Raw genomic sequence first — 20,662 nt, 5'->3', positions numbered from 1 at the left:
GGACGTCTGCACAGGGGTCAAGCTTCACCGAAGCAATGCCGGGGCATGCTCAGTCGGTGTCCGTCACGGCCAACGCCGCCAGCCGTCGGCGTTCTGGAGACACTGCGGCCAGGCCGATGTCCCAGGCCACGCGCTCGAACCACTTGGTGTCGGCGTCGAAGCCGTACCAGGCACACTCCCGTGCACGTGCCTCGACCATCTCAGCAGGGACACCCTCCGCAGCCCCGGCGAGGCTGGCCATGGACTGCCACGCGGCCAGTCGGCCGTAGGCGCCGCGAGCACCCGAGTTGTACGCCCCTCCCGAGGAGGCGGCGGCGAAGAGCACCCGCCATGCCTGGTCCGGCGGACAGGCCACGACCGAGAAGGCGGTTTTCTTCCCCGCATCCTTCAGGCACTCCAGCCCCAGCGCCAGCAACGCGCTCGGTACCGACTCGGCGTTCAGAGGAGCCGCCAGGTCGAAGACTCGTGCCTCGATCCGGCCGTTCGACTCCTCGGCCCAGTTCACCACGGCCGCGCTGATGCCCTTGGCAACGGCAGGGGTCGTCGTCTCCTCGGCCGGCGGCACATGCGCCCCGCGTTCGACTGCCACGCGACCGTTCTCCGACGGGCCGTACGGCATTGAGTGGCTGCTGCCTCGGGTACTGTAGCTCGGCAGATCCGGCTGTCCCTCCACGTCCGACAACGCCAACGGCAGCCATCCCAACGGGTGGTGCTTCCAGTGCGGCGACGTCACCCACCCTGCGATCCCCGGCGTCTCCGTGACTGCGACGCCCCTGAGCACGAGCTCATGGACCAGGCAGGCACGCAGTTCCTCGGAGGCGTTCCCGGTGAACGCCGCGGCGAGTTCCTCTGCCGGGTGGCCGGAGGCCAGCAACGAGGCTGCGTAGCGGTCCAGCTTCCTGTCGGCGGCCTCCGCCGAGGAAACCAACCGCAGCACCTGGACGACGTTCCCGGGGCCGGGGGTGGTGGCCAGCAGCCGGAGCAGGTGGTCGAAAACGCTCCTGTACTGCCAGATCGGCCTGGGGTCGGAGCCGTAGGTCCCGGCGAGCGCGATGCCGAGGTCCGCGAGGAAGGCAGCGTCCCCCTGCGCGAGACGACGGTCGGCCACCTTCCAGACGTCGGTGACGCTCTTCAAATCCGGCAGCTTCGTCACGATCTTCTCTATGCGATCAGCCACGGCATGGAGCGTACGCATCCGGCAGCCCTGGATCGAACGCGTTTCCTCAGGCCGCAGGACGCTGTCAGCCCTGGCACTGCTTCAGCATCATCGCCTTGTCCGCCATCGTCACCGCCAGGCCGTACTTGAGGGCAACCTGTGCGAAGCGGACCGCGTAGGCGCACCTGATCTGTTTGTTGGGCGGCAGCCAGGACGCGGGTCCGGAATCGCCCTTGGCCGAGTTGGCCCGGCCCTGGACCGGGATCAGATTGAGCACGTCGTTGGCGAGCTGCTCGCGCTTGCTCTTCGGCCAGCGCGACGAACCCATCTGCCAGCTGTACGACAGCGGCACCACGTGGTCTATCTGCACCTCGGAGGCCTGCTGCTTGCGCCACTCGATGGTCGTCCCGGTGTACGGGTCATCCAGCGTCATTGCGATGACCACGCAGTCCGAGCCAGCTCGGAAGCGGAGGCTCTGGCCATCACGGCGAATGAGATCGTTTCGAGTGTCACACCCGTTCCTCGCGAGCGGCACACCGTCCGCCGTGTCCATCCACGCGTAGCCGAACTTCTCACGGTCGTACCCCGTCTTCGGCCCTCGCCCCTTCGTGGACAGCTCCTTGATGAGTCGGCTGGCCGCCGCCTTGTCCGCGTCGGCCGTCACGGGCGCCAGGCCGGGCTTCGTACCGTCCGGGTTCTTGAGCGGGCTGACCGCCCGTCCGTCCGACGCAGCCGGACCGGGTCCCGGGGAGGAGCCGTCTTCGCCGAGACCCTCGCATCCCGAGACGAGAAGTACGGCAGTCGCCGCCACCGCCACCGCACGGAAGAAGCGCGCGCTCTCTGTCGCCTTGTGGCTCATGTGCCTCTCAGAAAGCACAACTCATCCCTCCCGGCATGAGCTGCGCAAATGCCTCAATCACCCGGCGAAGCATAGAGATAATGCGGGTGTCGCAGCCATTGCGGGACAGCGGAATGCCGTCGACCGAGTCCTTCCAGGCGTAGCCGAACTTGTCCCGCTCGTAACCGGTCTTCGGTCCGCGGCCCTTCGTGCTCACCTTCTCGATGAGTTTCCGGGCGGCGGCCCGGTCCGCGTCGGAGGTGAGAGGGGCGAGGCCGGGCTTCGTGCCGTCGGGGTTGCTCAGCGGGCCGGCGCCGAAGCCGCCCGTCGACTGCCCGCCGCCCGCCGATCCGCTGCCACCGGCGGCCACGTCATTGGGGTCGCAGCCCGCCAGGGCCAGGACCGCCGCCACGCCCAGGGCAGGCAGCATCACTCGGTACGCGTGGGGAGATATCACTCGAAGCCGTCCTGACGGGGAAAGTAGAACCCGGGAATCCTACGGATGTCTTCCCCGCTGACGGACGTTCATGGCCGCGACACCCGAGGGATGCGGCCCGAATCACACTCCCCGCCTCATACCTCCCGCCTCACACCTTCCCGATGCCGAGCGTCGTCTCGGACGGCAGCAGCCCGGACCCGATCGCCGCGACCCACAACGGCCCCAGCAGCTCCACGAGACGCTCCCGCTCCCCCTCGCCGAGCGCCCGCCAGGGTGCGGCCGCCTGTTCGTCGGTGCGCCGCTCGACTTCGGTACGCAGCGCCCGGCCCGCCTCCGTCGCCGAACCGTCCTCCTCCAACAGCCCTCGCTTCACCAGTCGTCCACGGGCCGCGCTCCACTCCTCGTCGCTCCAGGCCCGGCTCTCGAACACCTCCGGGCGTGCGGCACCGATACCGGCGAACGAGACCAGCGACTCGACCGGGTCGAGCCCCGCCTCGGCGAGCGCGGCGATGTGCCCGTCCCCGCGGTGTTCGCGCAGAACCGTCGCCGCGTGCCAGAGCGCCTGATGCGGTTCGTCCGGCCACGGCAGAGCGGCATTGGCCTCGGCCAGCGGACGACCGGCCACGTCCGCGGCCTCCGCGACGCGCCGGGCCAGCGTGGCGGCCTCGGTGATCTCCGGGCCGGTGGCCTGTTCGCCGAACAGCGTCCGGTACGTACGGTCGACCGCCTTCGTTCGGGCCGCGACCACCGCATCGGGAGAGGCGACGGACCAGGCGGCCGGAATGTGCTCCCGCACCATCCGCGGACTGAAGCTGTAGAAGGTTTCGGCGACCCGCTCCGCGTCGACCGCCCCCAGCGGCGCCGCGCGCCAGGCGAAGTAGCTGGGCCAGCGCTCATCGGTGCGGTAGCCGAGCACTGCGGCCTCCTCGAACGCCTCCGGCGCGTAATAGAGCACCGCGTGCAGAGGCTCCAGCAGGTGCCACATCTGACGTACGCGACCCAACTCCTCGGACATGTCTCCACCCTCCGGCCGATCCATCATCTTGTCGCTGACTAGTTCCAGAGAATGCTCTCCCCACTCGAACTTGTCAATGACTAGATTCCGCGTAATGTGCTGACCATGAGCAGCGATCGCACCTACCACCACGGCGACCTGCGACGGGCCGTCCTCACCGCCGCACTCGACGTCATCCGCACCGAGGGCCCCGGCGCCCTGAGCCTGCGCGACCTGGCCCGCCGGGCCGGCGTCTCCCACGCCGCCCCCGCCCACCACTTCAAGGACCGCACGGGCCTGCTCACCGCCATCGCCGCCGAGGGGTACGGGCTCTTCTCCGACGCCCTCGCCGACGCGCCGGACCTACGGGAGAGGGGTGTGCGGTACGTACGGTTCGCGACCGGCCACCCCGCGCACTTCCAGGTGATGTTCCAGCCGGAGCTCCACCACCCGGACGACCCGGAGCTCCTCGCGGCGAAGACTCGCGCGGCACAGGCGCTGCGCGCGGGGGTCACCGGTCTCCCCGCCGAGGGACGCGGTGACGACCAGCGGCTCGCCGGAGTCGCCGCCTGGTCCCTGGCCCACGGCTACGCCACCCTGCTCCTGAGCGGCAATCTGAACGACCCGCTGGGCGACCGGAACCCCGAGGAGGTGTTCCGGTCGCTCACCGGGCTGTTGTTCACGACCCCAGAATCGTCGTGAGGAACTCGCCGGTCCAGGCCAGCAGTTCGCGGCCGACGACCGGCTTGCCGCCGACCCTTCCGGTGGTCGGACGCGGGACCAGGATCTGGTGGAGAGCCGGCTTGATCACCGTCTTCGGGTAGAGGCGCTTCAGGCGCAGTTCCTGCGACTCACGCAGTTCCACCGGGGCGAACCGGATGTTCGGCCCCTGGAGCACGATGTCGCCCACGCCACAGGCCCGGGCCAGCATCCGCAGGCCCGCGACCAGCAGGAGGTTCTCGACCGGCTCCGGGAGCTTGCCGTACCGGTCGGTGAGCTCCTCGCGGACCGCCTTGATGTCGGCCTCCGTGGTGGCGGACGCGATCGCGCGGTACGCCTGGAGGCGCAGCCGCTCGCCGGGCGCGTACTCGTGCGGGACGTGCGCGTCGACCGGGAGCTCGATCTTGACCTCCAGCGGCGGCTCCTCCTCGACGCCGCCTTCGAGCGAGGCCCGGTAGTCGGCGACGGCCTCGCCGACCATGCGTACGTACAGGTCGAAGCCGACGCCCGCGATATGGCCGGACTGTTCGCCGCCCAGAAGGTTTCCGGCGCCGCGGATCTCCAGGTCCTTCATGGCCACGTACATGCCCGCACCCATCTCCGTGTGCTGGGCGATCGTGGCCAGCCGCTCGTGGGCCGTCTCGGTGAGCGGCTTCTCCGGCGGGTACAGGAAGTACGCGTAACCGCGCTCTCGGCCACGGCCGACACGGCCGCGCAGCTGGTGGAGCTGGGAGAGACCGAAGTTGTCGCCGCGCTCCACGATCAGCGTGTTGGCGTTGGAGATGTCGATGCCGGACTCGACGATCGTCGTGGAGACCAGGACGTCGAACTTCTTCTCCCAGAAGTCGACGACGACCTGCTCCAGGGCCTGTTCCGACATCTGCCCGTGTGCGGTCGCGATCCGCGCCTCGGGGACGATCTCGCGGAGGCGGGCGGCCGCACGGTCGATGGACTCGACACGGTTGTGGATGTAGAACGCCTGCCCCTCACGCAGCAGTTCGCGACGGATGGCCGCGCCGATCTGCTTCTCCTCGTACGGGCCGACGAAGGTCAGAACCGGGTGGCGCTCCTCGGGAGGTGTGGTGATCGTCGACATCTCGCGGATGCCGGTGACAGCCATCTCGAGCGTGCGGGGGATCGGCGTCGCGGACATGGTGAGGACGTCGACGTTGGCCCGTAGCTTCTTCAGCTGCTCCTTGTGCTCGACGCCGAAGCGCTGCTCCTCGTCGACGATGACCAGCCCCAGGTCCTTGAACTTCGTCTCCGAGGAGAACAGGCGGTGCGTGCCGATGACCAGGTCCACGGAGCCCTCGCGCAAACCCTGAAGGGTCGTCTTCGACTCGGAATCGGACTGGAAGCGGCTCAGCGCCCGCACGCTGACCGGGAATTGGGAGTAGCGCTCGGTGAACGTGCCGTAGTGCTGCTGGACCAGGAGCGTCGTGGGGACGAGGACGGCCACCTGCTTGCCGTCCTGCACCGCCTTGAACGCGGCGCGCACCGCGATCTCCGTCTTGCCGTAGCCGACGTCGCCGCAGATCAGCCGGTCCATCGGGACCGACTTCTCCATGTCCTCCTTGACCTCGGCGATCGTGGTGAGCTGGTCCGGCGTCTCCACGTACGGGAAGGCGTCCTCCAGTTCGCGCTGCCACGGGGTGTCGGGGCCGAAGACATGGCCGGGCGCCGCCATCCGCGCCGAGTACAGCTTGATGAGGTCGGCTGCGATCTCCTTGACGGCCTTCTTGGCGCGCGCCTTGGTCTTCGTCCAGTCGGCGCCGCCGAGCCGGTGCAGGGTGGGGGCCTCGCCGCCGACGTACTTGGTGACCTGCTCCAGCTGATCGGTCGGGATGTAGAGGCGGTCGCCGGGCTGGCCGCGCTTGGCGGGCGCGTACTCGACGAGGAGGTACTCGCGGGTGGCGCCCTGCACCGTGCGCTGCACCATCTCGATGTAGCGGCCCACACCGTGCTGCTCGTGGACGATGTAGTCGCCCGTCTCCAGCGTCAGCGGGTCGATGGTCTTGCGGCGGCGGGCCGGCATCCGGCCCAGGTCCTTGGTGGCGGTGCGCTGACCGGTCAGGTCCGTCTCGGTGAGGACGGCGAGCTTCAGCGTCGGGTCGACGAAGCCGTGGTCGATCGCACCGCACGAGACATGGACGACGGACGGCGAGATCTCCGCCAGGTCCGCGTCGAGGCGGGCCGGGATGCCTTCGCCGCCGAGCACCTCGACGGTACGGGCGGCGAGCCCCTGGCCCTCGGTGACGTACACCGTGCGCCAGCCTTCGGCGAGCCAACCCTTGGTGTCGGCGAGCGCCCGGGCGGTGTCGCCGCGGTACGACTCCGGGGCGTGCATCGTGAGCTTCAGCGTGTCTTCGTCGAGCTCGGCGTCGGCGGCGAACGGGGAGACCGACCACCACATCATGTTCAGCTCGCGGGCCCGGTCGCGGACGTCCGCGATGCCCCACAAGGAGGCGGCGTCGACATCGATCGGGGCCTCGCCGCCACCGGCCGTCGCCGCCCAGGACGCCTGGAGGAACTCCTGGCTGGTGGCGACCAGGTCCGCGGCCCTGGTGCGGACCCGCTCGGGGTCGCAGACCAGCGCCATCGACCCCTTGGGCAGCACGTCGAGCAGCAGCTCCATGTCGTCGACAAGGACCGGGGCGAGGGACTCCATGCCTTCCACCGCGATCCCCTCGGCGATCTTGCCGAGCAGCTCGCCCAGCTCCGGGTGGCGTTCGGCGAGGGCGGCGGCCCGTTCGCGTACCTCGTCGGTGAGCAGCAGCTCACGGCAGGGCGGCGCCCACAGCCCGTGCTCGGCGATCTCCAGCGACCGCTGATCGGCGATCTTGAAGTAGCGGATCTCCTCGACGTCGTCGCCCCAGAACTCCACCCGGAGGGGGTGCTCCTCGGTCGGCGGGAAAACGTCCAGAATGCCGCCACGGACGGCGAACTCACCGCGCTTCTCGACCAGTTCGACCCGGGAGTACGCGGCCGCCGCGAGCGCCTCGACGGTCTTGCCGAGATCGGCGCTCTGGCCGATGCGCAGCGCCACGGGCTCCAGGTCGCCGAGCCCCTTGACCTGCGGCTGCAGTACGGAACGCACCGGTGCCACGACGACGCTGACCGGGCCGGTCTCCGGGTCGTCGGCCCTCGGGTGCGCGAGCCGGCGCAGCACGGCGAGGCGGCGGCCCACCGTGTCGGAGCGCGGTGAGAGCCGCTCGTGCGGCAGGGTCTCCCAGGACGGGAACTCGGCGATGCTGTCCGGGGGCAGCAGCGTCCGCAGGGCGGCGGCCAGATCCTCCGCCTCCCGTCCGGTCGCGGTGACGGCAAGCACCGTCCGCCCGGCCTCGCGGGCCAGTGCGGCCACGGCGAAGGGGCGGGCAGCGGCAGGGCCGACGAGGTCGACATGCATCCGGTGGCCGTCGGTGGCGGCCTTCACCGCTTCGGCGAGTGCCGGGTCACGTACGACGACATCCAGCAGACCGTGCAGGCTCATGAAGGGCTTCCGTCCGGGTTACGAGGGCGAGGTTCCGGCAGCCGGCTGCTGCCAGGGGGCAACGCGAAGGGCCCGACACGTTTCACGGGCCGGGGGTTCCCAGCGTACGACTCCCCTGTGACACCCGCGCCCGCAATCCGGTTCGGCGGGCCGGATCCGGTCGCCCTCCGGCACGGACCGGCGACCTCCGACGGCACGTCGTACCCCGGCGGCACCCGCTGCGCACCCCGGCCGTCCCCCTGAGGGTGACCACGTCCTCCGGCGTCCTCTCCCCGCGTCCTCTCCCCGCGTTCTCTCCCGGCGCGCAGGGGCGCCGCACCGGGAGCAGCGGCAACGCATCCAGCCCCGGGTGTTTGGAGGAACACCCGGGGCCGGACCAGTCATCCTACGTGGATCTCCGCGGCCGCTATTCGGTGGCGATCGCGTTCAGCACGTTCATCCGGCCCGCCCGGAACGCCGGGACCAGTGCCGCGAACAGGCCGACGAAGGCCGAGCCGACGAAGACCGTGAGGATCGTCGGCCACGGAATCTCCAGCACGCCGAGGCCTTCCAGGGCCAGCAGCTTCTGCGCGGCCGTGCCCCAGCCCATGCCCAGGCCCAGGCCGAGCAGGGCACCGAAGAGGGCGATGACCACCGACTCCAGGCGGATCATGCGGCGCAGCTGGCGGCGGGAGAGGCCGATGGCACGCATCAGGCCGATCTCCCTGGTCCGCTCGACCACCGACAGGGCCAGAGTGTTCACCACACCGAGCACCGCGACGATGATCGCGAGCGCCAGCAGGCCGTAGACGATGTTCAGCAGCTGGCCGATCTGGTCCTTCAGGTCCTGCTTGAAGTCGGCCTGGTTCTGCACGGTGTACTGCGGGTACGCGGCGAGGGCGTCCTTGAGGGCGGCGTACGCCTCCTTCTCCTTGCCGTCCTGCGCCTCGGCGAACATGAGCATGTTCTTCGGCATCTTGTCGGCGGGGACGTACTTCTCGGCGGTCGTGATGTTGGTGTACATCGCGCCCTTGTCGACGTTCGTGTCGTCCGAGGTGATCGCGGCGACCTTCAGCTTCGCCGTCCCGCCGTCCCTGAACGCGACGGTGATCCGGTCGCCGACCTCGACCTTGTGCCGGGTGGCGTACGCGTCGCCGACCGACATGGCGTCCTTGCCGTAGGCGTCGGCCAGGTTCCCGGAGACCGTCTCGCGGCGCAAGTCGTCCCTGTACGTCGGGTCCGCGGCGACGACACCTTCGTCCTCGACCGCGCCGTCGGGGGCGGTGAGCTCGGCGCTGACCGACTTGTAGTGGGTGATGTGCTCAATACCCGGGACGGCTTCCAGGGCCTTCGCGGCCTGCGGCACGATCGGCTGGGGCGGGTTGCCGCTCGGCTGGACGATGAAGTCCACGCCGACCGACCTGTCGAGCTCCTCGGTCGCCGAGGCGACCATCGACGAGCCGACGACGGAGAGGCAGGCGACCAGCGCGAGGCCGATCATCAGGGCCGCTCCGGTCGCTCCGGTACGCCGCGGGTTGCGCAGCGCGTTGCGCTCCGCCATCCGTCCGACCGGGCCGAACATCCGCAGCACCACCGTGCTGAGCGCCCGGACCACGAAACCGGCCAGCAGCGGGCCGATCACGATGAAGCCGATCAGGGTGAAGACCACACCGACACCGAGGAAGAGCGATCCGTCGCTCGCCTTGTCGGCCTGCGTCGCGGTGTACAGGGCGGCGGCACCGGCGGCCGTGAGGGCCAGACCGATCACGGCCCTTACCCGGCCGGCGCGGCCGTCCGCCGGGGTGCCGGCATCGCGCAGGGCGGCCATCGGGGAGATCTTCCCGGCCCGGCGGGCCGGGACGTACGCGGCGACGACGGTGACGATGACGCCGAGCGCCAGGCCGAGCACCGGTGTAGTCCAGGCGATCGTGAGGTCCTCGGTGGACAGGTTCATGCCCATGGAGTTCATGAGCTTCATCAGGCCGACGGCGACACCGATTCCGGCACCGACGCCGAGGACGGAGCCGACCGAGCCGAGGAACAGCGCCTCGACCAGCACGGATCGGTTGACCTGCCGGCGGCTGGAGCCGATGGCCCGCATCAGGCCGATCTCACGGGTGCGCTGGGCCACCAGCATCGAGAAGGTGTTGACGATGAGGAAGATGCCGACGAGGAAGGCGATCCCGGCGAAGCCGAGCATCGCGTACTTCATCACGTCGAGGAAGGAGCCCATCGAGTCCTTGTTGGCGTCCGCGGCCTCCTGCTGGGTCTGGAGCTTGTACGCGGCGCTGTCACCGAGGGCGGTGGCGACGTTCTTCTTCAACTGCGTGTCACTGACACCGGGTTCGGCGGTGACGGAGATGTGGGTGAAGACACCGGGCTTGCCGAGCAGCTTGGCCTGCGCGGTGGCGGTGTCGAGGTAGACGACGGCCGCACCCGGGTTGGTGACCTTGAAGGAGGCGATACCGCTGATCTTCGCCCTGATGTCGCCGGTGACGGCGATGGTGCGCAACTCGTCACCGATCTTCAGGTGGTGCTTGTCCGCGGTGTCGGCGTCGACCATGACCTCGGTCGGTCCGCGCGGTGCGTGACCGGAGGTGATCTCCATCGAACGCAGGTCGTTCTGCGTCCAGTTGCCCGCGATCGTCGGGGCGCCGGTCGAGGAGCCCATGTTCTTGTCGTGGCTGTCGACGACGGTGACGGACATGCTGGTGACCGCGCCCTCGGCGGTCTTCACCCCGTCCGCCTTCCTGGCCCGTTCGACTGCTGCGGCGGGCAGCGAGACGGGCCTGCCGTTCTGCGGCATCTCGTCGGCGCCCTGCGCGGTCCTGGGGCTGACGGTGACATCGGCCGAGGTCGCCGCGAACAGCTTGTCGAACGTGGTGTTCATCGTGTCGGTGAAGACGAGCGTGCCGCACACGAACGCCACCGACAGGAGGACCGCCACGGCGGAGAGCGCCATCCGTCCCTTGTGCGCAAAGAAGTTGCGCGCCGAGGTCTTCCAGACGGTCATGACGTCCGCCCGCGCGCGTCGAAGTCCTTCATGCGGTCGAGGACCTGGTCGGCCGTCGGGTTGTGCATCTCGTCGACGATGCGACCGTCCGCGAGGTACAGCACCCGGTCCGCGTAGGAGGCGGCCACCGGGTCGTGGGTGACCATGACGATGGTCTGGTTCAGCTCGTCGACCGACTTGCGCAGGAAGGTCAGCACCTCGGCGCCGGCCCGCGAGTCCAGGTTCCCGGTGGGCTCGTCACCGAAGATGATCTCCGGGCGGGCGGCGAGCGCCCGGGCCACCGCGACGCGCTGCTGCTGGCCGCCGGAGAGCTCGGTGGGGCGGTGCTTGAGCCGCTCGGCGAGACCGACCGTATCCACGACCTGCCGCAGCCAGTCGGCGTCGGGCTTGCGGCCCGCGATGTCCATCGGCAGCGTGATGTTCTCCAGCGCGTTGAGCGTCGGGAGCAGGTTGAACGCCTGGAAGATGAAGCCGATCCGGTCCCGGCGGAGCTGGGTGAGCTTCTTGTCCTTGAGCTTCGTGATCTCGGTTTCGTCCAGGTGGATCTCGCCCGAGGTCACCGTGTCCAGACCGGCCAGGCAGTGCATCAGCGTCGACTTGCCGGAGCCGGACGGGCCCATGATCGCCGTGAACTGCCCGCGGGCGATGTCCACATCGACATGGTCGAGCGCGACGACCCGGGTCTCCCCCGCTCCGTACGCCTTGACGACCTGGCGCGCTCGCGCAGCGACGGCCGTACGCCCTCCAGTGCCCCCGTGCCTGGGAATGGTTACAGCCGTTGTCACGGTAATTCTCCTATGTCGGTCGATGCCTGGACGTCGTGGTGTACGTACTGAGTGCGTCGTTGTGTACGTACTGAGTCTGGGGCCTGACGGCGATCGGCGCGCTGGTGCCCAGCGCAGTCTTCAGGTGGGGTTTTCCCCACCCCGCCCCCTGCGGTCAGCCGCAATCGCGGTGTAGGAACACGCTAAGGAACGGGACCCCTCCGCCACGTCCTCCGCCGGGAGGAACCGCCCCTGGCCGGAAGTAAGGAGCTACCCCTAGGGGTCTCCGCCCATGGGTGGAGCCGGATCTCAGGGGTCTCCGCCCATGGGCGGTCGCAGGCAGCCGTGGCTGTTCCGGTGTCCTGGCACGGCAACGGGTGAGACAGTGTCCCCGGGAAAGTACGTGCATAGGGAAGGAATCTTTGTGGGCGGCGCGGGCGGCGATACCGAAGCGATGTCGGGGTCCGGACCGGCCCCCGCACCCTCCCCCACCGCACGACGCGGCCGCGGCCGCGTCGTGGCCGCGCTGATGCTCGGCATGGCCCTGACCGCGATCGACGGCACCATCGTCTCCACCGCGGTCCCTCAGATCGTCGGCGATCTCGGCGGGTTCGCCGTCTTCTCCTGGCTCTTCTCCGGCTACCTGCTGGCCGTGACGGTCACCCTGCCGGTCTACGGCAAGCTCTCCGACACCTTCGGCCGCAAGCCGGTCCTGATCGCCGGCATCATCCTCTTCCTCGCCGGATCGGTCCTCTGCGCCGCCGCCTGGAACATGGCCGCCCTGATCGCCTTCCGTGTCGTCCAGGGGCTCGGCGGCGGGGCGCTGCAGGGCACGGTGCAGACCATCGCCGCCGACCTCTACCCGCTCAAGGAACGCCCGAGGATCCAGGCCAGACTGTCCACCGTCTGGGCCACGTCCGCCGTGGCAGGACCGGTGGTCGGCGGGCTGCTCGCGACGTACGCCGACTGGCGCTGGATCTTCCTGATCAATCTGCCGATCGGGGCGGTCGCGCTCTGGCTGGTCGTACGCCACCTCCATGAACCGTCCCGAGCCCGTCGCACCGCAGGCGCACCCCGGCTCCGTATCGACTGGGCGGGCGCCCTCGCCGTCTTCGCGACCGGCGTCCTGCTGCTGACCGCGCTCGTGCAGGGCGGTGTCGGCTGGCCCTGGCTGTCGGCGCCGTCGCTCGGCCTGCTGGGCGCGAGCGCCGCGCTCGCCGCACTGACCGTCGTCATCGAGCGACGCGCCGCCGACCCGATCATCCCTGGCTGGGTGTGGCGGCGGCGGACCATCGCCTCGGTCAATCTGGCCCTGGGGGCGATGGGGCTGCTGATGGTCGCCCCGACCGTCTTCCTGCCGACGTACGCCCAGTCGGTCCTCGGCCTCGGGCCGATCGCCGCCGGTTTCGTGCTCTCCGTGATGACGCTGAGCTGGCCGGTGTCGGCGGCCCTGTCCAACCGGGTCTACAACCGCATCGGGTTCCGCCGCACCGCGATCATCGGTATGAGCGGCACCCTGTTGATCCTGCTGTCCTTCCCGCTGCTGCCTTATCCCGGCGAGCCTTGGCAGCCGGCCCTGATCATGCTGCTGCTGGGTGCGGCGCTGGGGCTGTTCCAACTCCCGTTGATCGTGGGGGTCCAGTCCACGGTCGGCTGGTCCGAACGCGGTACGACGACCGCCTCCGTACTCTTCTGCCGCCAGGTCGGCCAGAGTCTGGGCGCCGCACTCTTCGGGGCCGTCGCCAACGGCGTCCTCGCGTCCCGGCTCGCCGACGCGCCCGTCCCCGGGCTGCCCGGGGACCTGGATGCGATCTCGCACGCACTGGACGACCCGGGAGCGCTCTCCGCCGCCGGGGCGGATTATCTGCGGCGGGCCGTCGACGCGGCCGTCGACCAGGTCTACCTCGGGGCCGCAGCGGCCGCGGCGGTGGCTCTTCTGGTGCTGGTCTTCGTGGCGCCACGCCGTTTCCCGATCCTCACCGAGGGCGCCGAGGAGGCCGGCGGCGATGCCGGAAACCGGGTCCTGAAGGCCTCAGGAATTGACACAGGACTGGACAACTGAAGAGTTACCGCAGGTAGTTCGGACCAACCCCTCCCCAGTCGCTGTACTCGCGAGTAACGTACGCGCATCCAGCAGCGCACCCGCGCTTCTCCCTTGCAGCCCGTCCCCGGGCCCGAAGCCGTGCAAGGAGCAGCATCCAGATGTCGTACGAACCTGCACCCTCCCCTGAGCGCCAGCCTCCCCAACCGCCGCACCGTCCCCCGTACCAACCCCGTCACCAACGGCCGCAGCCGACCCACCGGCCCCGGTACGAGCCTCCGCACGACCCCGCGTTCCTCCTCCCCTGGCAGAGCTCCACACCCGCTCCCCCGCCCCGCTGGCCGAGCCCGCCCACCACGCCCGTCCCCGCACCCGGCCACCACAGCGATCTGCGCCGGCTGCGCGGCGCCTACCGCATCCTGCGGCGCGGCGCGACGCTGACCGCACTCGGCTTCTTCACCCTCTTCCTCCTGCTGTCCGGCTTCGCCCCGGGGCTGATGACCCACCCCGTCGGCGGCGGCCTCACCATCGGCCTCGCACTCGGTCTGTGCCAACTCCCGGTGACCCTGCTCGCGATCGCCCTCTACGAGCGGACCGCCCGGCGCACGGTCGACCCGCTCGCCGCCGAACTCCGCAGAACAGGAGGGACCCGATGAACGGATTCGACGAGTCCGCCCAGACGATGTCCCTGGTGGCGTTCATCGCCGTGGCCACCGTCACCCTGCTGCTCTGCGTGATGACCGGCCCGGACCGCGACGACCTCGACGAGTTCTACACCGGCTACCGCTCGCTCTCCCCGGTACGCAACGGCCTCGCCATCGCCGGCGACTACCTCTCCGCCGCAACCCTTTTCGGCACCACCGGAGTCATCGCCCTCACCGGCTACGACGGGCTCGTCCTCGCCCTGAGCACCGCCCTCTCCCTGGTCCTGCTGATGTTCCTGCTGGCCGAACCGCTGCGCAACGCAGGGCGGTTCACCATGGGCGACATGCTCACCCGCCGCGCCCCCGGCCGCGCGGTCCGCATCGCCGCCTGCGGGGTCACCCTGACCGCACTCGTTCCGCTGATGGTCGTGCAGCTGGCAGGCAGTGGCGATCTGCTCGCGTTCATCCTCGGCTTCGACAGCTCAGGATTCCGTACCGGCTCGATCATCGTCCTCGGCATCGTGATGATCAGCTATGCGGCGATCGGCGGGATGAAGGGCACCGCCCTGATCCAGATCGTCAAGACGGTCGTCCTCGTGGCCGCCTGCCTCACCATCTCCGCACTGGTCATGAACCGCTTCGACTGGTCCACCGGTGCCCTGCTCGCAGCCGCCCAGCAGGGCAGCGGCGCCGGAGCGGCGTATCTCCGCTCCGGCCTGCAGTTCGGCGGCAGCGGGCTCGACATGGTCAGCTCCCAGCTGACCGTGGTCCTCGGCGCCGCCTGTCTGCCGCACATCACCATGCGCATGTCGAGCGCCCGCAGCGCACAGGCCGTCCGCCGCTCACTCTCCTGGGCGGTCTCGGTGGTCGTGGGTCTCTGCCTGCTGCTCACCGTGATCGGCTTCGGTGCGGCGGCACTGGTCGGCCACAGCCTCATCGTGGCCGCCGGAGCGCAGGGAAACGGTTCGATCCTGCAGGTCAGCGGCGCGGTCGCGGGCACCGGCGAGCTCGGTGCGCTGGTTGTCACCATGATGACGACAGCCATCTTCCTGACGCTGCTCGCCTCGGTCGCCGGAATGATCCTGGCCTGCGCGAACTCTCTCGCCCACGACCTGTTCGCCCACGGGCTGCACGGGATCCGCGACCGGGACAAGGAGCCGGTCGCGGACCGCATCGAGATGGGCACGGCGCAGGCGGCCGCGGTCGGTGTCGGCCTGGTCGCCATCACGCTCGCCGTACTGGCCCGGCACTGGAACGTCCAGGCGCTGGTGACGCTCTCCTTCTGCATCGGGGCGTCGGCGCTGGCCCCGGCGCTCGTCTACAGCATGTTCTGGCGGCGCTTCACCCGCACGGGGCTGCTGTCCACCCTCATCGGCGGCACCGTTGCCGTGCTGGTGCTGATCACCGGCACCAATCTGGTCTCGGGCTCGCCCGGGTCGGTCTTCCCCGGACGCGACTTCAACTGGTTCCCGTTCACCACGACCGGGCTCGTGTCGATCCCGGTCGGATTCCTGGCGGGCTGGCTGGGAACGGTGCTCGGCGGGCACACGGCGGCCGAGGAACGCAGGCTGTACGAGGCCGAGGAGCCGTGGATCCTGGCGGGCGCACCCCCGGCAACGGCGCGCCGGGCGGGGTAGGACCGGGCCGCAGCCGCTCAGGGCCACGGACCGCGCATGCGCCCGGTCCTGTCCTGCCGCGCCCGGTCCCGCGACGCTCAGCTCTCCGCCGTAGCCCCACGCCCGGTGAGAGCCGCGAGTGAGTTCCGTACGTGCGCCATGTGCGCCTGGACCTCCTCGCGGCCCTCTTCGTGCTCCCGCAGGATCCGTTCGGTCTCCCGGACCACCCGCTCCTCGCGCACCCGCGCCGCCGTGATCAGCTCCGCGGCCTGCGCCTCCGCGTCCTCCTGGCCGTGCCGCGCGGCCTCCTGCTCCTCGGCCAGCGCCCGCCGCGCCTCGGCCAGGCGATTCTCCGCCTGCTCGGTCAGCGCATCGTGGTGCGCGGCCTGCGCCGCTTCGGCATCGGCCAGCTCCCGCTCGGCCGCCTTCCACCGCTCGGTGTGCTCCTGCTCCTGGTTCGCCAGCACGGCCGCCGTGCGGCGGCGCGTCTCGGCCACCGCGGCCTGCGCCTCGTCGCGTACCTCTCCGGCGTCCTCGAGAGCCGCGGCAACCATGTCGTCGGCCCTCCGCTGCGCCGACGACACCGTCTCGTCGGCGTGCGCCCCGGCGGCCGCCCGCATGGCTTCGGAGTCCGCGCGGGCCGTGCCGCGGAACGCGCGTGCCGCCGCGTCCGCCGCGTCCCGCAGCGCCTGAGCCTCCTCCAGCGCGGCACCGCGCACGGCCTCCGCCTCCGCCTCGGCGAGCGCCAGCATCTCCTGCGCCCGCTCGCCGAGCGAGACGTACGTCTGCGGGGCGAGCGTGGCAACGACCTCGGCAAGCCGGGCGGACTCGGCCTCCAGCTCCTCGGCCAGCGCGGTCAGCCGGGCCAGCAGCTCCCAGGCCTCGTCCCGCTCCGCCGACAGGCCGGTCACCGTCCCGTCCACCTGCTCCGGGCGGTAGCCACGCCCACGCACCACGACAAAGCCGTGCGCGGACACCGGTGCAGCACTCATCCTGAAGCCTTTCTCCGAGCTCTCCGACCCCCAAGCAATACGTCAAGGATGCGGCAATTGGCAGAGAAGTCGGAATCGTTTCGGTACTTTTCGGACGGAAGCGACGGGTGTCACAAGACGGTCGTTCACAGACACAGAGGCGCCCGGACCCCGACAGGGGTCCGGGCGCCTCGTACGCGGCCGGTCGGATCAGGTCAGATCAGCCCGTCCCACATCTGCTCGAGCAGCACCGACCACCAGCTCTCCGGCGACGCCAGCGCCGCCGCGTCCAGTGCCACCAGCTGCGCCTGGAAATCGACTGTCCAGCGGCCGGCCTGCTCCGGGTTGAGGCCGAAGCGGAGCCGCCACATCCGGCCCAGGAGTGCCATCGAACGGGTGAACTCCGGCAGCCCGGTGTTCACGAACTGCGGCGGCACCGGCTGCCCGCCCGGACCGGCCTCGACCGGCACGGCCACGATGTTCGCCGTGCCGTACTGGACACAGATCGCCCGGCCGAAGTCGGACCCCATGACGAGGTACGCCCCCGCGTCAGCAGCCGGCTGCACCTGCCGCTGCGCGGCCAGCTCGGCCAGCGTCGGCACCACCGGCTGACCCGGCTGCGCCCAGAAGAACGGCCCGAAATCGGCGGGCAGCCCCGCCCACACCAGCGTCCGCGCCACGACCTCGGGCACCCCCTGCCGGGACACCGCGCGCTGGTCGAAACGGAGCACACCCTGCGGCCCGAAGGACTGCAGCAGCTCCTCCGCGATGGCCTCCGGCGGGATCGGCATCGCGGGCGGCATCTGCGGCAGCGGAGCCCTTACCGGAGCCGGACGCGCCGGACCGTCCGCGACCTGGTGCAACTCGCCCTGATGCGTGAGCAGATGCTGCATGCCCTGCTGACGGCTGGCGTGATCGGTGCCGTACGGGGCGACGCTGGTGATCCGTACCTGCGGCCAGGTCTCCCGGATCATGCGCGCACAGTAGCCACCGGGCAGCTCGCACGACTCCAGCTCGGTGTGCAGCTCGATGACCTGCTGCGGCGGCACGTTCATGGCCCGCAGCTCGTGCAGCATCTGCCACTCGGGATGCGGGGTGCCGGGCGCCGAGCGACGGATCAGCTGCTGCTCGCTGCCATCGGGCGCACGGAAGCGCAGGACCGCCTGGTAGCCGGGGCCGACGGTCGGCTGACCTGCCGGCGCCTGCGGATAGCCGTACGCCGGGGGCGGCGGAGTGTGCGGATTCGGCGGTACCGGACCGGGGGCGCCGCCCGGCGGCATACCGGGGGCTCCGGGCGGACCGGACGGCTGCGGCGCGGACGGCCCGGCCTGGCCGGGGCCCGCGAGCATCGTGGCGGCATGGTGCGCACCGCCACCGGGCGGCGGTGTCGAACCAGGCGGACCGGGAGGCGCGGGCGGACCGGGAGGCTGAGGCACACCGGGCGCCCCGGGCGGCCCCGGCGGCCGAGGCGCGCTCGGGCCACCCATACCGCTCGGGTCGGCGAACATCGTCTCGGCCTGATGCACCCCGCCACCGGGCGGCGGTGTCGAACCAGGCGGACCGGGAGGCGCGGGCGGACCGGGAGGCTGCGGCACACCGGGCGCCCCGGGCGGCCCCGACGGCCGAGGCGCGCTCGGGCCACCCATACCGCTCGGGTCGGCAAGCATGGTCGCGGCGTGGTCGAAGCCACCACCGGGCGGCGGCGTCGCACCAGGAGGACCGGGAGGCGCGGGCGGGCCGGGCGGACCGGGCGGCTGGGGCGCACCGGGCGGGCCGACCTGCGAGACGAGCTGCGTCGGCAGGTAACCGCCCGCCGGAACGCCGGGCGTACCCGGGCCCGAGGGCGGCGGCACCGGCGCACCCGGCCTGACCCCCGGCGTACCGGGGGCGCCGGGCGGCGGCGGAGTCGTCGAACCGCCCCCGCGCGCACCGCGCGGAGGCATCACGGCCTTACTGGTGGCCGCATCCGCGATGTCACCGCTCCCCGGAACACCAGGAGTACCCGGAACCGGAGCTCCAGGGCCGGGCGCGCCCGGCCCCTGCGGGGGCAGCCCCGGAACGACCGCCGTCCGCGGCAGCCGGCTGCCGCCGGACATCAGCGCGGTCGGCGCCTCCGCCGACACCGCCGGCGGCGGGGTGCCGTCGTCATCGGCACCCGAGAGCGGCGGCGCGAACACGGTGGCCGGCAGTGCGACCGCCCCGTCGTCGGAGTCCGCGTTGGTGTCCGTCCCCGCCCACGGGGCGGCCCCCGTCGGCACATTCGGCGCGGCGGCCGGAACGCCGTCCTGAGCGGTGGGCTCGTACGCGGCCTGCGCACCGGCGCCGGACCACGGCGTCCCGCCGGACGGCAGCCCGGGTCCACCCACGGCCTCGGGAGCAGCAGCAGGAGAAGAAGAGGGAGAGGGGGGAGAAGCGGGGCGCGCGTCCTCGGACCGCTCCGCCCGCTGATCCGGAATCCCGAGCTTGTCCGCCGCCTCCTGGAGCCACTCCGGGGGGCTCAGCAGGAACGACGTCTGGTTCAGATCGATACGCTGCGGCGGCTCCGGAGCAGCCGGGGCCGCATCGAGTGCGCCGTACTCCTCCTCGTACCGCCGGATCACCTCACCCACCGGCAGCGCGGGCCACAGCGTGGCCTCACCGCTGTCCCGAGCGATCACCAGCCGCTGACGGCCGCCGTCCGAGACCGGCCCCTCCGCACGGTCCTCGGCCCACACCACGAAACCCAGCTCGAACTCGCGTACCCGCACCTCGCGATGCTGGTACGCGGGCACATCACCGTTGACCCACTCTTCCGCGCGCTCCTGCGCCTGCGCGAAGGTCACCATCGCGCTCACCCCTCCACCGGGACGACGTACGCGAAGCCGCCGTCCACCATCAGGTTTGCCACGGTCTCCAGCTCCGGCGGATTGCCCGCCAGCCGCTGCAGGAAGGCGTCGAAGTCCGCACCGCAGGGCAACAGCAACCGGTCCACGCGCTCCTGCACACTCCAGCCGTCCCGGTCCCTGGCATCGTCGTACGCGCAGAACCAGACCGAGCCGACACCGTCGCCCCGGACCTTCACCGCGAGGATGCCGCCCTGGACGAAGCCAACCCCCAGGTAGTCCTTGGTGAGATGATCCCGCAGGCACTTGTTGACGTACACCAGGTCGTTCACGGCGGCCTCCTCGCGCACCGTGAAGAACGGCTGGTCGACCAGGAGACCCAGCTCCGCGTCGAGCGCCGCACCCACCGGGGCCGAACCGCCCGCCGCCTTCAGGAACGAGCGGTACGCGCCCGGCAGCCGGTAACCGAGGTCCTCCTCGACACCCAGGATCTGCTGCTCACTGACCGCCACCGCCCCCTTCGGGAGCCGGAAATGCGCGGGCCGGGTCTCCTGCAGCGGACGCGTGCCCCGCTTGTTCTGGTCGACCGGAGTGGTGGCGAGACCACCGTGGTGCCGCAGCAGCGCCTTGACCTCGACCGGGACGAGCTCCATCCGACGGCCACCCGGCACGTGGTGCCAGGTCCAGCCGTGCGGAGTGGCAACCGGCGGAATCGTGTCCCACAGCTCATGGCCGGTCGCCGCCAACGCCGCGTTCGCCGAGACATAGTCGGTGAGCCGCAGCTCATCGACGCCGAAGCCCTGCGGAGGCTCCGCGATCTCGGCGGCGGCCCGTGCGTACGGCGTGAAAACCGGGCAGCCGTTCTCGTCCACGCGCACACCCCTGGGGTGGCGGGACGCCCGGACCGGATCCGGGAAGTGCACGACCTGCCCGGCGTAGGCCGCGTTCGGTGGCGCGGCTTGCTGCCCGAGCCGACCTGTCGTCATGGCGGTTGCCCCCTGCTGCGTCTGTCTGATGAGGACCGACCTGCCCATGGGGACGGTCCAAGCACAGCCTATGCGGTGGCGCAACAGGCGGTCTCGCCACTCCACTTCACCCCCGCGCGCCCCTCCGATTCGATCACCAACCGTCACAACTGAGTGACGGACAAGCGTCGGTCAGGCCACCTTCGGCGA

13 protein-coding genes and 1 pseudogene are annotated in these 20,662 nt (G+C 70.9%); 4 read left to right on the top strand and 10 right to left on the bottom strand.

Annotated features, from left to right (window positions below; all coding sequences use genetic code 11):
- Positions 1-49: 49 nt before the first annotated feature.
- The 4 genes and pseudogenes from OHA88_RS27520 to OHA88_RS27505 form a co-directional block, all read right to left on the bottom strand.
- Positions 50-1,195 carry a DUF6183 family protein gene (locus OHA88_RS27520; protein WP_443044297.1) on the bottom strand — a complete coding sequence of 382 codons (1,146 nt, stop codon included), beginning with the start codon at positions 1,193-1,195 and terminating at the stop codon, positions 50-52.
- Between the two features lie 46 nt (positions 1,196-1,241).
- Positions 1,242-2,015 carry an HNH endonuclease family protein gene (locus OHA88_RS27515; RefSeq protein ID WP_328627465.1) on the bottom strand — a complete coding sequence of 258 codons (774 nt, stop codon included), beginning with the start codon at positions 2,013-2,015 and terminating at the stop codon, positions 1,242-1,244.
- A gap of 82 nt (positions 2,016-2,097) precedes the next feature.
- Positions 2,098-2,424: pseudogene (locus OHA88_RS27510) on the bottom strand (HNH endonuclease); the annotation flags it as partial.
- 157 nt (positions 2,425-2,581) lie between these two features.
- The gene (locus tag OHA88_RS27505; protein ID WP_328627464.1) at positions 2,582-3,448 is read right to left on the bottom strand and encodes an SCO6745 family protein; all 867 of its coding nucleotides are present in this window, start codon (positions 3,446-3,448) and stop codon (positions 2,582-2,584) included.
- Positions 3,449-3,553: 105 nt separating this feature from the next.
- Between OHA88_RS27505 and OHA88_RS27500 the strand changes: the two genes are divergently transcribed.
- On the top strand, positions 3,554-4,129 hold the full coding sequence (locus OHA88_RS27500; protein ID WP_328627463.1) for a TetR/AcrR family transcriptional regulator: 576 nt from the start codon (positions 3,554-3,556) through the stop codon (positions 4,127-4,129).
- Here the strand turns inward: OHA88_RS27500 and mfd are convergent.
- The 3 genes from mfd to OHA88_RS27485 all read right to left on the bottom strand — a co-directional run bounded on the left by mfd (position 4,107) and on the right by OHA88_RS27485 (position 11,414).
- The gene (gene mfd, locus OHA88_RS27495; protein ID WP_328627462.1) at positions 4,107-7,637 is read right to left on the bottom strand and encodes a transcription-repair coupling factor; all 3,531 of its coding nucleotides are present in this window, start codon (positions 7,635-7,637) and stop codon (positions 4,107-4,109) included. The genes OHA88_RS27500 and mfd overlap by 23 nt on opposite strands.
- Positions 7,638-8,043: 406 nt before the next feature.
- Entirely contained in the window at positions 8,044-10,629 is a 2,586-nt protein-coding gene (locus OHA88_RS27490) for an ABC transporter permease (RefSeq protein ID WP_328627461.1), read from the bottom strand.
- The gene (locus OHA88_RS27485; protein WP_313937674.1) at positions 10,626-11,414 is read right to left on the bottom strand and encodes an ABC transporter ATP-binding protein; all 789 of its coding nucleotides are present in this window, start codon (positions 11,412-11,414) and stop codon (positions 10,626-10,628) included. The genes OHA88_RS27490 and OHA88_RS27485 overlap by 4 nt, the downstream gene beginning before the upstream one ends.
- Positions 11,415-11,847: 433 nt before the next feature.
- Between OHA88_RS27485 and OHA88_RS27480 the strand changes: the two genes are divergently transcribed.
- From OHA88_RS27480 to OHA88_RS27470, 3 genes are all read left to right on the top strand, one after another.
- Positions 11,848-13,455, top strand: coding sequence for an MFS transporter (locus tag OHA88_RS27480; protein ID WP_328627460.1), 1,608 nt, complete (start codon positions 11,848-11,850; stop codon positions 13,453-13,455).
- A gap of 140 nt (positions 13,456-13,595) precedes the next feature.
- Entirely contained in the window at positions 13,596-14,090 is a 495-nt protein-coding gene (locus OHA88_RS27475) for a DUF485 domain-containing protein (RefSeq protein WP_328627459.1), read from the top strand.
- Positions 14,087-15,715 carry a sodium/solute symporter gene (locus tag OHA88_RS27470; RefSeq protein WP_328627458.1) on the top strand — a complete coding sequence of 543 codons (1,629 nt, stop codon included), beginning with the start codon at positions 14,087-14,089 and terminating at the stop codon, positions 15,713-15,715. Before OHA88_RS27475 ends, OHA88_RS27470 begins: the two co-directional genes overlap by 4 nt.
- A 77-nt stretch (positions 15,716-15,792) precedes the next feature.
- Here OHA88_RS27470 and OHA88_RS27465 read toward each other — a convergent pair whose 3' ends face one another.
- From OHA88_RS27465 to OHA88_RS27455, 3 genes are all read right to left on the bottom strand, one after another.
- Complete coding sequence (locus OHA88_RS27465) at positions 15,793-16,686, bottom strand: cellulose-binding protein (protein WP_328627457.1); 894 nt, start codon at positions 16,684-16,686, stop codon at positions 15,793-15,795.
- Positions 16,687-16,880: 194 nt separating this feature from the next.
- Complete coding sequence (locus OHA88_RS27460; RefSeq protein WP_328629809.1) at positions 16,881-19,490, bottom strand: SUKH-4 family immunity protein; 2,610 nt, start codon at positions 19,488-19,490, stop codon at positions 16,881-16,883.
- 5 nt (positions 19,491-19,495) lie between these two features.
- The gene (locus OHA88_RS27455; RefSeq protein ID WP_267004761.1) at positions 19,496-20,473 is read right to left on the bottom strand and encodes an SMI1/KNR4 family protein; all 978 of its coding nucleotides are present in this window, start codon (positions 20,471-20,473) and stop codon (positions 19,496-19,498) included.
- Positions 20,474-20,662: the final 189 nt, after the last annotated feature.

Origin of the sequence: Streptomyces sp. NBC_00353, from assembly GCF_036108815.1 — a bacterium.
GTDB lineage: Bacteria > Actinomycetota > Actinomycetes > Streptomycetales > Streptomycetaceae > Streptomyces.
The sequence above is the reverse complement of the archived record's forward strand: the minus strand, read 5'-3'. Positions and strand labels throughout refer to the sequence as shown.